The 13,439-nt window shown below is 39.3% G+C and carries 11 protein-coding genes; 1 reads left to right on the top strand and 10 read right to left on the bottom strand.

The window, feature by feature from the left end; translation table 11 throughout:
* From AC52RT_RS14320 to AC52RT_RS14275, 10 genes are all read right to left on the bottom strand, one after another.
* Positions 1 to 1,395 (bottom strand): tetratricopeptide repeat protein (locus tag AC52RT_RS14320; RefSeq protein ID WP_495541365.1); only part of this gene is annotated, 1,395 nt, incomplete at its 3' end.
* Between the two features lie 371 nt (positions 1,396 to 1,766).
* A complete protein-coding gene (locus AC52RT_RS14315) occupies positions 1,767 to 2,804 on the bottom strand; it encodes a DUF2804 domain-containing protein (protein ID WP_495541364.1) in 1,038 nt (345 codons plus the stop codon).
* Positions 2,805 to 3,384: 580 nt separating this feature from the next.
* Entirely contained in the window at positions 3,385 to 4,353 is a 969-nt protein-coding gene (locus AC52RT_RS14310; RefSeq protein ID WP_495541363.1) for a sugar phosphate isomerase/epimerase family protein, read from the bottom strand.
* Complete coding sequence (locus AC52RT_RS14305) at positions 4,350 to 5,411, bottom strand: Gfo/Idh/MocA family protein (RefSeq protein WP_495541362.1); 1,062 nt, start codon at positions 5,409 to 5,411, stop codon at positions 4,350 to 4,352. Before AC52RT_RS14305 ends, AC52RT_RS14310 begins: the two co-directional genes overlap by 4 nt.
* Before the next feature lie 13 nt (positions 5,412 to 5,424).
* A complete protein-coding gene (locus AC52RT_RS14300) occupies positions 5,425 to 6,450 on the bottom strand; it encodes a Gfo/Idh/MocA family protein (RefSeq protein ID WP_495541361.1) in 1,026 nt (341 codons plus the stop codon).
* A 12-nt stretch (positions 6,451 to 6,462) separates the two neighbouring features.
* Entirely contained in the window at positions 6,463 to 7,191 is a 729-nt protein-coding gene (locus AC52RT_RS14295; RefSeq protein ID WP_495541360.1) for a ThuA domain-containing protein, read from the bottom strand.
* A gap of 26 nt (positions 7,192 to 7,217) precedes the next feature.
* Positions 7,218 to 8,036 (bottom strand): carbohydrate ABC transporter permease, encoded by an 819-nt coding sequence (locus AC52RT_RS14290; RefSeq protein WP_495541359.1) that lies wholly within the window; start codon positions 8,034 to 8,036, stop codon positions 7,218 to 7,220.
* Positions 8,036 to 8,896, bottom strand: a complete 861-nt coding sequence (locus tag AC52RT_RS14285) for a carbohydrate ABC transporter permease (RefSeq protein WP_495541358.1) — start codon at positions 8,894 to 8,896, stop codon at positions 8,036 to 8,038. Before AC52RT_RS14285 ends, AC52RT_RS14290 begins: the two co-directional genes overlap by 1 nt.
* Positions 8,897 to 8,994: 98 nt before the next feature.
* A complete protein-coding gene (locus AC52RT_RS14280; RefSeq protein ID WP_495541357.1) occupies positions 8,995 to 10,287 on the bottom strand; it encodes an ABC transporter substrate-binding protein in 1,293 nt (430 codons plus the stop codon).
* 134 nt (positions 10,288 to 10,421) lie between these two features.
* On the bottom strand, positions 10,422 to 10,709 hold the full coding sequence (locus AC52RT_RS14275; protein ID WP_495541356.1) for a hypothetical protein: 288 nt from the start codon (positions 10,707 to 10,709) through the stop codon (positions 10,422 to 10,424).
* A gap of 259 nt (positions 10,710 to 10,968) precedes the next feature.
* Here AC52RT_RS14275 and AC52RT_RS14270 point away from each other — a divergent pair, with 259 nt between their 5' ends.
* On the top strand, positions 10,969 to 13,404 hold the full coding sequence (locus tag AC52RT_RS14270; protein WP_495541366.1) for an SH3 domain-containing protein: 2,436 nt from the start codon (positions 10,969 to 10,971) through the stop codon (positions 13,402 to 13,404).
* The last annotated feature ends 35 nt before the right edge of the window (positions 13,405 to 13,439 follow it).

The raw sequence follows: 13,439 nt of genomic DNA, 5'->3' as shown, positions 1-13,439 counted from the left end.
AAGAGTTAATGCCTGTTCCTCTAGTAATAGAGATGGGAATTTCACCTCGAAAAAGGATTCTCTATAATTGCTTGATTCCTCAATGGCTTCTAAATCAGGTAACGGAAGAATTCCTCCATTACTAATCTGATTAATTTCAGGTTGACGACTGTCACTCACCGTAATAAACGCAGCACTACCTTCTGAAATTACCTCTTCGCCGGATAGGCCATTAACAACTAATGCACTTCCTAATGGATTCATTCCTGCAATCAATAGCGTTCGTGCAGAACGATCCATTAGCTGATTAACCATCCATTTGCTTTTTTCTCCAACTTGAAGTTCAAGCTGTTCAGCCCAACGAATGATGGTTTCATAAAGCTCAATACTTTCTGTAAACGATTCGTGATGTACGCTGGCTCCCCGATGCATGGCTTCAGCGTCCTGTACAACAAGTGCATCCAAGCTTCCACGGAATATTTCATTCCATGCAAGTACTGCAGTAGATGCAAACAGCGAACTATTCTTATCTGTGAGCTTCAGCCAATTGGTGAGTGTGTTAGGAATAATTTCTTCCAGTTCCTTAATAAAATTGCTGCCGTCTAACAAAGAAATATACGTATCCTTATATGTTTTGACAATACCATACCATGTATTTTGTTTATCTATCTCAGCCTTCATAAAGAATGTATTAATCGTGTTCAGCCATGTGAAATACGAAGGCTGTTTCTCATAAATGCCCCATAATGACAACACTAACTTTTCAAAGCGCTGACTATCCTCAGCGTGCAATCTTTCCAGAACAGGAACGAAGTATTCAGGTTGTAACGCAGCTGTATACCCGTAATCTACATATCCTTGAAGGACATCAAACCATGTGAGGACACCTGTCCGTATTCCTTCATTAGCTGCCAAATCTATCGCACTGTTCCAATCCCGTTGGTCTTCAAAGAATGAACGGGCCACTTCCGTTACATTCGGGTAATCAGGGTGGAAATCAACAACGTCTTTAATTGTTCTTGAAGCAAGATCAAACCGTGCTTCTTCTATGTATAATGAAAATAATTGCAGCGCTACTTCCGCTCTTAATACCAAGCTTTCCGCTTCAATTGATTTATATAAATCTTCAGCTGTTGAAAGCATACCAAGTTGGTAATAGGCATCTGCACTGTTCTTTCTTGCCCACGGACGTAATTCTGAGGAGATACTTTCCCATTTAAAGATAGCAGCCTCGTAATCTTTAAAGTGGTAATATAATTCACCTTGTGAATACCGAATTTCTCCTAATTCTGGGAGTTCGTTTTTTTGTTCTTCAAGATAGGCCTCTCCTAAAACTTGAATAGCAAAGGATGCTTGTTCTTCACTCACGAGTGTTTCGTAAAACTTTTTATCGATTAATTGATTTTCAGACACCATTGATTTTCCCCCGCTTATCTATAAGTCAAAGTAATAGTCCAGTTTTAAGGACCTTCTAAACAAACCATTTTAAAAAAGAAGAGATGAACCTCTAACGTATTATTTTAACAAAGTTTTATTATAATTAAGTTTCATTCTACTAACAATTACGGGTCAATGTTTTCCTCGACTGTAAAATTTTTAACACAATCCCAGATAAGGAGAATTAAAAGGTTAATTTGATGCATATCTATTTTAATCAAACGATTGATTAAGAGAAAATACCGAGACTTTGCAACAGATACAAATGTTTAATTAATCGATTGATTAAATCTATAAATAAGTTTAATTAATCAATTGATTAAAAGGATAGTAACCGTAAGAGTTCAGCTTCACCATTTGTTGCTTACTTTTTCTGCAAAACCTAATAAATCTTTTACAATAATTTCTTTGCCATCATCCAAGATGACCTTCCCAGAAAACCTGCCAAAAACCTGATGCTGGTTACTTGAAATAAAGAGCACGGACGAATGCGCAAAGCGGTCAATAATCGGAATAAATGTCATCTCGAACCGGCTGTCACTAGAGTGAAATGTCCATGGCTTCATATATTCCTCTGAGTTCTCTTTATTGATTGGAATCTGAAATTCTACATCATCGAGTTTATGTGCTCTCCCCTGATAAAAAAGCATATTTTCCGTCGCCGCTGTTGTATCACCAAACCCATAACCAATATTAAAGCCAAACGGTACTCCATCGATTAATCCTGAAGCCGAACCCCAGTACCAGGTATTTTTATATGTCCAGACACCCCGGCCCCAATCTAAAACGGCAAAGGAATCTGCGGGGTCAAACAGATACTCATGCCCAGCAAATCGTACCTTTCCTTTTGCGCGAATAGGATTAATCTTTTGGTTATAATAAAACGCTTTTTTATCTTCTTTAAAGGGGGTAGCAATAACCATTGATTCCTCTGGTTCATCGAATAGCTCTAGTTCCACAAACAGGTCATCAGCTTGATGAAACTTCTTCATCTTAAAGTTTAACAGTCTTTTACTGCCGTCATTAAAGAACTCAGCCTCCACCCGCTTATTACGAAATATGGCATCCCCAGTTTTTGAACTGCTAGGAAGTTTCATTTTTCCTCCAGGTGCTAAGGTCATGACGCTTGTCGTTAGTTGACTCGGTACCTTAAAGTCCAACAGCGAAGCGCTAATTAAACCCATATAGGAATTATCTGCAATCGTTAATGCCACCGCAAACTCATTATTCGAGATTAAATAATAATCCCATTCTTTAATCCGCCAAGGGTTTGCTTTAATAGCGGGGCGATTGTAGGTTAAAAGCTCGCTTTTCGAATACCCCGCTTCTGCTAACACGCCACGTTCATCTAATAATGGATGGACACTCGTAATCTCGTGATTCCGCACAGCCTTCACCTCGAACCTTTTTATATTATTATTTCATAGCATAAGAGGAATCTCCATTAATAACCATATAAAGAGTATAAATTTTCAGAAAAAAATAAGCATCCCTATAGAGGAATGCTTCAGACTGTAGTCAAACTCGGGTGAGATTTAAAATCGAGATGTTGATTTCCATTCCAGGCGCTTCGCTTTCCGCGGGCGGGCGGTGAGCCACATCAATGCTCACGCTCCTGCGGGGTCTCACCTATCCCGCTGTTCCCGCTGGAGTCTTCACGCCTTCCACTTCAATCAACCGTCTTTCTAAAGTTAATCTGGATAAAACCTTGCGATTGAAAGGGCTATCCTAGAACAAATTCAGCAGGACACAAGTGATTTAAAAAATGGATACTATGTCAATAAAGAACTATAAAATAACAGTAAGCCTATTAAAAGCCATGATCTGCCTCGATAAGCAGGAAAACATCCATGAAATATGTTCAAAATGCCAAAAGAGGTTCGGAATGAAACCATTCCGATTTCCTTTTGTCTACAAACTGAAGCATCCCTCTAGAGGAATGCTTAACGTTGGACTATCTACAATGAATCAAAGCCACCACATTTCAGCTGGACTTTCATTAATGAGTACGGAATTCAAATTTCGGACAGCGCGGTGGAATCCTTCTTCTATCGACATCAGTGGATCTTCATGCTCAATACTGACAACATAGTCATATCCGAATGTCCTCAGGGCACTAATAATATCAGACCATTCTTGAATACTGTGACCGCATCCGACTGATCGGAAATTCCATGAACGTGTCTGCACGCTGCTATATGGCTGCATATCAGTCAAGCCGTACATATTGATATTCTCTTGATCTAAGAACGTATCTTTAGCATGAAAATGATGGATGGCACCAGCTTTACCAAGAATTTTAATAGCTCCTACTGGTTCTATGCCCTGCCACCACAAATGACTTGGATCAAGATTTGCACCAATGGCTTCGCAGGTTTTTTCTCGAAGCTTCAGCAAGGTATATGGCGTATGAACAAGGAATCCTCCGTGAAGCTCAAGCCCAATTTTAACATGGTGATCCTGAGCATATTGGCCCCATTTTTTCCAATATGGTACCAATTTTTCTTCCCATTGCCACGCCAAAACTTCACTGTACTCATTCGGCCATGGTGCGACAGGCCAATTTGGGTATTTGGCATCTTCCTGATCACCAGGGGTGCCTGAAAAGGTGTTCACGACGGGAACTTCAAGCAGCTCGGCCAGTTGAATCGTTTTAACAAAGGTATCATGACATTTATCGGCAAATGCTTTATCGGGTGACAACGGATTACCATGACAACTGAAAGCACTAATCGTTAATCCACGCGAATGTACTGCCTCCAAATAAGCTTCCCTTTTAGCTTCACTTTCTAACAACTCTTCAAGAGGACAATGGTTGTTGCCAGGATATCCGCCAGTGCCGATTTCAACTGCTTTTACCCCGGATTCTTTTACATAATCCAACATTTCCTCAAAGGATTTATCAGCGAATAGTACAGTAAATATTCCTAATTTCATGTAATCTCCCTCTCCTTCAAGTCTAAATGAATACTCTTTCCACTTTCTGAACTCTTGTAAATCGCTTCGATAATTTTCGAAACCTTTAAGGCCTCATATGGTTTCACCAGCGGTGCAGAGTATCCAAGACAGCTGTCAACGAAGTTTTCTGCCTGCTGTACATCAGGCGTTTCATCACCAGGAATCCATTCAGCTTCACTGTTCAATAACATGCCGTACTTGGCTTTATTTAAGGTAAACGGCCATAAATCAAGTCCCCCATCAGTTCCTGAGAGGCTTAGTGTATTTGCGTCACCACGAATATTCGCTGCCCACGATGTTTCTAATAATAAAGAAGCTCCATTGGCGAATTTAATATAGCCTGTTGCGTGGTCATCTACATCAAACGTTGTCGAATCGAATTTCCCCCACTGGTTAACCTGCTCATGACCCTTGCTTATATAATTATAGGTTGTTCCTGAAATTTCAATTGGCTCTGGATCTCCCATCAGCCATAACGCTAAGTCAAGTAAATGACAGCCGTAATCAATCAGACCGCCTCCACCTTGGAGTTCTTTATTGGTAAATAGGCCCCACCCAGGCACCTTTCTACGGCGTAACGCTTGAACCCTCCCTACATATGGCAAGCCAATTTCTCCCTGTTGAATGACAACCTTAGCAGCTTGGGCCTCTCTCATGAAGCGGTAATGATACGCAATAGATAAGACTTTTCCTGCCTTACTCGCTGCCTCTATCATGGCTTCACACTCAGCCGTCGTAATCGCCATCGGTTTTTCACATAAAACGTGACATCCAGCTTCAAGGGCTGCAATCGTAATCTCCGCATGAAACTTATTAGGTGTCGCTACGAGGACTGCATCGACTTCTTGAAACATATCATGATAATTTGTAAAGACATGATCAATCCGATTTTTTAGTGCAAGATTCTTCGCTCTAAGTTCCTCAATATCTTGAATCCCATAAAGAACGACTTTATCCTGAAGCTTTTGAAAAGCTGGGATATGTCTGTCACGAGAGATACCACCTGCTCCAACAATCCCCAATTTTATCTTTTCCATGCTGATCCACCTCTTATAATGTAATGATTTTTTTGGTTTTGTTGGAATCAAGTGCTCCTAAAATTACCTTTAATGACTTCATCCCTTCATCCCCGTTGACTGGAGGAGCCGTGTCCAAGAGAATACTCCTAACAAAACGAGTAATGACTCCTGAATCCTCCTGCCCTCCTTCTTCATTGGTTTGAATTCCCCCAAGGTTCTCCTTCACTGTTTGACCGTTGGTATAATGAATAATCAATGAATAGTCAGGGTCATCCTCTAAACGTAAAATCCCTTTTTCACCATATATGATGGTGGAGTTATCTTCTTTTGCACCATAAGACCAGCTCGCAGCCAAGGTTCCAATAATTCCGTTTTCTGTTTTTAAAATAAATACTGCATTGTCATCAACATCTGTATTTTGCTTTGCATTTGTCTCTATAAATGCAGCCACTTCTGTAAATTCTTCATTAAGTAAAAATCGCATTAAATCCGTTTTATGCACACCCAAATCACCCATAGCTCCGATAAATGCCTGTTTCTTATCAAAGAACCAGCTATGGGCTCCATCAATACTCCAGCCTTCCGGGCCTCCATGACCAAATGCCGTTCTAAAGCTATAAATTCTGCCTAGGTCGCCAGCTTGAATCAGTTCATGAGCTTTATCATGGGAGGGAACAAATCGTTGATTATGAGCGATCATTAATTTCTTTTTATTTTCCTTTGCAGCCTCAATCATTGCTTCCGCTTCGGCTAAAGATGTCGCCATTGGCTTCTCACACAGCACATGTTTTCCAGACTGTAGGGCTGTAATTGACATAGGAGCATGGAGGGCATTTGGAGTACAAATACTCACTGCTTCTATTTCACCGTTCTTAAGCAGTTCCTGATAATCAGTATATGCAGCTGCTCCAAATTTTTCTGCCATTTCGAGTGCCCTTTCTTGGACAACGTCACAGACAGCTGTTATTTCAACATTTTCATGTGCCTGATATTCTGCAAGATGGCGATATCTTGCAATACTTCCACAGCCAATGACTCCTACCTTCAATTTACGCATATCAATCTCTCCCTATTGTTTATTCTTTGATGATAGATCCTCTATTGCTTGGGAATGTCCATATTCAGGTCGAATTCTTTTTACTGGTTTAACCCATTCAACTGCATTCTGAATGACTCTTTGAACATTCTGATTATAATAGGTCGGGTACGTTTCATGCCCGGGTCTAAAATAAAATATTCGACCATTTCCACGAGTGTATGTACAGCCGCTTCTGAAAACTTCGCCGCCTTCAAACCAGCTGAGAAAGACTAGTTGGTCAGGGGCAGGAATATCGAAATGCTCGCCATACATTTCCTCCTGCTCCAACTCAAAGTACTCCCCAATTCCTTCGGCAATCGGGTGGCTGGGATCCACAACCCAAATCCGTTCCTTTTCTCCATCCTCACGCCATTTTAAATCACAAGTTGTCCCCATTAATTTCTTGAAAAGCTTCGAAAAATGACCTGAGTGAAGAACAATGAGCCCCATCCCCTCTAAAACCCGCTGGTAAACTCGTTCAACAATCGCATCATTCACATCTTCATGTGCCTTATGTCCCCACCATAGCAAGACATCGGTCTCGTTTAATACCTCTTCACTCAATCCATGTTCTGGTTCATCCAGCGTTGCCGTAGATGCATCTATGCCTTGTTCTTGAAGAAATTCTGCAATTGCACCATGAATCCCCTTTGGGTAGATTGCTGATACAGCCGCATTCGTTTTTTCATGACGATTTTCATTCCAAACAACCACTTTCATCGTATACACTCCTTTGGTAGGTCTATTTACTTAACAGCTCCATCTGAAATGCCTTTGATAATTTGTTTTTGTGCAAAGAAATACGCAATAATTACCGGAAGGATGGAAATCGTAAGACCGGCAAGTGCCAAATGCCATTGTTTTGTGTATTGCCCAAAGAAGAAGAACAACTTCAAGGGAATGGTTTCCGTCCCATTTCCACCAATCACGAGAGAAGGCAATAAATAATCATTCCAGATCCAAATAACATTTAATACGCCGACTGTAACGGACATCGGTTTCAATAGCGGAAAGATAATATACCAAAAAGTCTGGAATTTATTACACCCATCAATTTTAGCCGCATCATCAAGCGACTCTGGAATTCCCTTCAAAGCACCGTGATAGAGAAAGATTGAGAGACTTGCACCAAAACCTATATACATAAAAATTAAGCCGCCTCGATTAAGCATGTCGAGTTTGCCAAATTGAGCCACAAGTGGAATCATGACCGATTGAAACGGAATCAACATGGAAGCCACAAACACGAAGAAAATCCAGGAGCTAAACTTACTTTTATTTCGTGACAAAGCATAGGCTGCCATGGCAGAAAAGATGATTATTAACACGGTGCTGACACCTGTAATCAATAATGAATTACCAAAAGCATTGATGAATCCTAATTGTTCAAAGGCTTGGACAAAATTATCCCAGGTCCATGTTTCCGGAAGTCCAATTGTATCAGCAAAAATATCTCGTTTTACTTTAAACGCGTTAACTCCCATTAAATAAAATGGAAAGAGCCAAACTAGGGCTAGGAGGACCCCTATAATCTCAACCAGATACAGCAGTCGACGATTACTCATTACAGTTCAACCTCCTTTTTCTTGTTGAAAAATACCTGCACAAGCGAGACGGCTGCTACTACTACAAAGAAAATCACAGCCTTTGATTGAGCATAGGCCATAGCGTTATCAGTAAAAGCTGATTTGATAATGTTCATCGCAACCATTTCTGTCGAATTATATGGTCCTCCGTTAGTCAGTGATAAGTTTTGATCATACATTTTAAAAGAATGAGACAGAGTTAGGAATAGACTTACCGTAAATGCTGGTGCAATTAGTGGAACGGTAATGGTTCTAAACCGCTGAAACTTACTCGCTCCGTCAATTTGGGCTGCTTCTATTAATTCCTGTGGAACGGATTGCAAATACGCTATATAGATGAGCATGACATACCCAGCCATTTGCCAAGATGTCAAAATGACGAGTCCCCAAAAACCAGTTTCTGAGGTTGAAAGCCATCCTTTCAATCCTTCAATACCAACTGCATCACCAACTGCCGCAAATGCCTTTGTAAAAATAAATTGCCAGATAAAACCTAAAATCAAGCCACCGATCAAATTGGGCATGAAAAATATTGTCCGTAAAAAACTACTGCTTTTAATGTGCTGCGTTACAATTAAGGCTAATCCTAACCCAATAATATTTATGACAATAATAGCCGCAGCTGAAAACTTAATCGTGAACCAGAAAGATGTCATAAATTCATTGTCACTGAGTAACTTCGTATAGTTATCCAAGCCTACAAACTTACTCAAACTAAGCCCGTTCCAATCAGTAAAGGAATAAAACAGTCCATTTAATAAAGGAATAATAACCACGGCAATTAAACAAATAAGAACTGGTGAAAGAAAAAGCCAAAATGACAAGTCACGATTTCGCATCCAATCAACCCTCCAATCTACCCAATTAATATAAAGCTCTTAAAATAGAAAGAAACGAAGTGGAGCGGACTCCTCTCCGTTTCTCTCAGTCTATTATTTTATTGTTGTGAACGAATCTCTTTCCATGCGTCCATATTCTTTTTAACTAATTCATCCCAAGATAATTTACCAGAGACATAGGCTTGAACACTTGCCCCAAATTCGTCTTCATTCCAGCCAATTGGGAAGCCATTAAAGGCCCATCCAATCGTATTTCCTGCTTCAGAATATTTGTAAATTTCCTGTGAAATTGGATCAGCAATCTTCGTCCCATCATATCCTTCATAGGCAGGGATAAATTTAAAGTCTTCCAGCACCGCTTGTTTTCCTGTATCTGAAGTGTACATCCAATCCAAGAATTTCTTCGCTTCTTTTTGTACCTTTTCATCAACTTTAGTATTTACTGCCCAGTAGTTCGGCACCCCTACTGGCATTTTAGACTCTCCGTTAACCGGAATTGGGATAATACCAATTCCTTTCTCAGCTAATTCAGGGTCCATCTCATATACAGTGTTATAGATCCAGTTACCCTGTTGAATGATAGCAACCCGTTCAAGTGAAAATAATTCCTCTACCTGTTGTGAATAATCTAAGCTTGTAGTCGGTTGTACCGAATAGTCATTCTGTAAATCGACCATCTGTTTTAACCCTTCACTGTTTTTAAATTCCACAGTAGGTGACTCATAGGCCTTTAGTACGTTCCCCTCAAACTCTGGAGCCAAGAAAACATTTGATAAATGATTCCCTGTCACCCATTTTTCTTTAACTGGAAATGCAAAGACTGCTTCTAAGTCTAAATCCTTCTTTTTACTATCCAGTGTTTTAACCGCTTCCAAAAGTTTGTCATAAGATGTTAATTCTTCTGCCTTAATCCCTGCTTTTTCAAAAATTCGTTTATTATAAATAAACCCATAGCCTTCCTGGTTGAACGGCAGTCCTAATACCTTTCCATCGACCGTAACTCCATCCAGCGTTCCTTCCAGCGCAGCCTTCGATGCTTCTGTTTCCCCTAAATCGAGTAAACGATCACCGAATTGTTCTACATCTGTAGGTCCGCCAATATTGAAAATTGCCGGCTCCTCGCCCGATGCAAATTTAGTTGTCAATGACTGCTTGTAGTCATTTCCTCCTCCAACAGTCGAAACCTTGATATTTACGCCTTTATTTTCTTTTTCATAAGCTTTTGCTAATTCCTCAAATTGGTTTTTGAATTCTACTTTAAACTGAAAGACTTCTAGTGTGAGATCATCCTTTGAATCCCCTCCGCTTGAAGAAGATGAGCATCCGCTCAACACGGCACCTGCCAAAAACAGACTTGAAAAAATACCGGTAAATAATTTACCCTTTTTCATCGATAGACCCCCCATTTTCTTATGGTTAGTATAAATATGTACACAGCTTCATTACCCTATTTTTACATTATTAATCATATTTTACAAATATGAACTAATCTATTTTTTATGAAAAATTGTAACCGCTTCAGATTTTATTTACGCACGGTTTTAAAGGCTTGTTTGTATCCTTCTAATCCCGTAATATCTATTAAACCGGTATTTCCGCAATTTAAGCATCTAGAAGGCAATGTACCCCCAAAACCCATGGCCGCTGACATATATGGCTTATCCTTCACACTTTCAAAGGACTTATATTGATCAGCTAGTTCCCCTACACCGTCTGGATAATACTTCCCATATGGTTGTACGGCCCCTTTATTCCCGCATTTTAAACAGATAACATTTGGAATAATCGTAAATAACTCTTCCGGCTCATTCACTAGATCACTCCTTTACCTATTCTTCTACTTAATTCTATTCGGGACGTCCAAGATATTTCCCTTTAAAAAATATAAATTGAACCTAAAATACTAAAAAAGGTAAATTTATATTGTTTTCCACCTTTTACAAATACATACTATATATGTCTATTAAAATCTTTTTACTTTACTCTACTAATTCTTTATTTGTACCGATACTACTAGTGATTAATAAAAAAGATGATTTATACATACGAAAGGAATGGTTTTATTGAGAAAAATGAGTATGGTTCTTACTCTTTCAGCAGGAATTTTAGTCACAACAGCTGCTCTCCCTGCAGTCACAACCCTTGGGATCAGCTCTGCTGAAGCAAGCGTAATTAAGAAAACACAACTAAAAACGACGGCTGATTTAGTATTACGTGTTTCCGCCAGTACAAAATCCAAAAAGCTACTAACCATTCCAAAAGGAAAAATTATTAAAGCAACGGAAAAAAAGACCGGCTGGTATAAGGTCACTTTCAGCTATAAATCTAATAAAAAAACAGTCGTGAAAAAGGGCTGGGTAAGCAGCCGCTATGTGGACGAGTACATAAAGGAAAAGTCTATTAGTAAAATTTATAAATTCACAAAAAAAGCTACTAATCTTTATTTCCAACCATCTGCAAAAGGAACTGCTGTAACTGTATCTGCCCATAATGGCTTTTATAGTACTCAAAAAATTGTAAACAGCATCGGTGAAACATGGTATCGGGTATCCTTGAACGGCCAAAAGCTCTATCTCAAAAACAGCGGGCTTACACCAAGTACCTTTACTTCTTTTGCCAAAACTAAGTATGTATCTGAAAAGAACACAAATCTCTATCAATCCTATGGTAATGCCCATAAGAAATTAACGGTGATTCCCAAAGGAACTGAAGTTACTTCGAAAAAAAGTAACGGCGATTGGTTGAGCGTTAGCTATAAGGGGATTACCGGCTACGTTTACAGAAAAGATTTTAGTGAAAATAAAGAAATGGTTTATAGTATAAACGGCATTTATTTTACAAATAAAGCAGCTAAGGTATACGGAGCACCTGAATCTACAAGTCTAACCACAGGAACTATTTCTCCTAGTAATGGCTTTATTACTAAGGAAAAGACAGTAAATCAGACGGGTACTTGGTATAAGATTATCTATAATGACCAAGAAAGCTATCTAAAGGGTGATGATGTCGGGGAAAAAACGTTCTCGTCTATCAAACCAACTATTCTACAAGCTAAATTAGAAACAAACGTCTATGCCTCTTATGGAACTGATTTCGCCAAATTAGGCACTATTAAAAAAGGCACCCAGTATATCACCGAGAAGAAAATTGGCGACTGGTACGAAATAAGCTATGAAAATACAATCGGATATATTTTCAACGGCGATTTCAGTGAGTACGAAGCACCTGCAGAGGCACCGATTACAGAAGAAAAAATCTCCGACACTACGTTTGTGACGACTTCTGAAGTATCTGCTTATAAAACAACGGATGGAAAAGGACCGGCTGCTTTTACTCTTAAACCATCAACAATAATTATGGCAAATGCACGAACTTCAAATGACATGTATAAAGTCACTGATGGCAGCAGGACTGGTTACGTCTCTGCTGACTCGCTTAACCTAGTTAGAACGGGTGACCCAATTATGAATCGCACTGGGTATCAATTTATCGATTTACGCACACAATCAAAAGTAACAGCTGCTCAGATTGATCAGTATATATCATCATATGTAACCCCAAAAAACAAAATGAGTGTTTTAACAGGAAAAGGGAAATTGTTTATAGCAACTGGGAATGCATATGGAGTCAATCCATTATATTTAGCTGCGCATGCGATTCATGAAAGCGGATATGGCACCTCGGATATTTCATTAGGGAAAAATAATTTATTCGGTTTTGGATCCTACGACGCCGCTCCATTTATCGCATCATACCGCTTTAATTCTGTTGATGCCTGTATCGAATACATCGCCAAACAGTTAAAAGCTACCTACTTAAAGCCTGGTAAATGGCGATTTAAAGAGGCTCATCTTGGCTTCAGTACAATAGATATGAACCAAAAACGAATTGATACCAACAGCGAAGGGATGAACTTTTATTATGCAAGTGACCCTGAATGGGGAAAAAAGATTGCCGCGCATATGGAAAGAATCTACCCTTATAATCAAGCAGATTACAAAAATGCTGTGATTAACACTATATATCTTGCTGAACCAAGTATTCCGAATGGTACCGACTTGTTTCCAAGAAACATCCAGGGTATTGCTAATAAAAATTTAAATCTCTATAAGAGTAAAGAAGATACTAAATCGTCAACGCTCTTGGAATCAGGCAAATCGTTTACTTTGTTAGAAAAAGCAAATGACTATTGGGTACGAATTAAAGTCGCTGACAAAGAATACTGGACCAACAGCATAAACTTTGTCGAATATAAAAAAGCGATATCCGTTAAGAATTTAGGCCGAGTCAGCGGCACTGAAGGATATCAAAATCTTAATGTTCGTAAAGAGGCATCTGCATCGAGCGAGAAAATCGGTGAATTGACACCTAATTCATATGTTCAGCTCGTCCTCAAAAAAGATGGCACATTAATGATGAATGAGAAAAAAACATGGTACCAAATCCAGTTGGACGACGGTAGGGATGGCTGGGTCAGTAAGAGTTATATCGTTCAAGAATTAAAATAGAACATTGCTCCCCATCCCACACCCCACTTTTAACT

Source organism: Peribacillus sp., from assembly GCF_059453735.1.
This window is presented reverse-complemented; position numbering and strand designations above follow the sequence as displayed.

Excerpts from the sequence above, each read along its gene's own strand:
- AC52RT_RS14295 (WP_495541360.1), bottom strand. The coding sequence starts at position 7,191 with ATGAAAGTGGTTGTTTGGAATGAAAATCGTCATGAAAAAACGAATGCG.
- AC52RT_RS14280 (WP_495541357.1), bottom strand. The coding sequence starts at position 10,287 with ATGAAAAAGGGTAAATTATTTACCGGTATTTTTTCAAGTCTGTTTTTG.
- AC52RT_RS14285 (WP_495541358.1), bottom strand. The coding sequence starts at position 8,896 with ATGCGAAATCGTGACTTGTCATTTTGGCTTTTTCTTTCACCAGTTCTT.
- AC52RT_RS14310 (WP_495541363.1), bottom strand. The coding sequence starts at position 4,353 with ATGAAATTAGGAATATTTACTGTACTATTCGCTGATAAATCCTTTGAG.
- AC52RT_RS14290 (WP_495541359.1), bottom strand. The coding sequence starts at position 8,036 with ATGAGTAATCGTCGACTGCTGTATCTGGTTGAGATTATAGGGGTCCTC.
- AC52RT_RS14270 (WP_495541366.1), top strand. The coding sequence starts at position 10,969 with ATGAGTATGGTTCTTACTCTTTCAGCAGGAATTTTAGTCACAACAGCT.
- AC52RT_RS14305 (WP_495541362.1), bottom strand. The coding sequence starts at position 5,411 with ATGGAAAAGATAAAATTGGGGATTGTTGGAGCAGGTGGTATCTCTCGT.
- AC52RT_RS14300 (WP_495541361.1), bottom strand. The coding sequence starts at position 6,450 with ATGCGTAAATTGAAGGTAGGAGTCATTGGCTGTGGAAGTATTGCAAGA.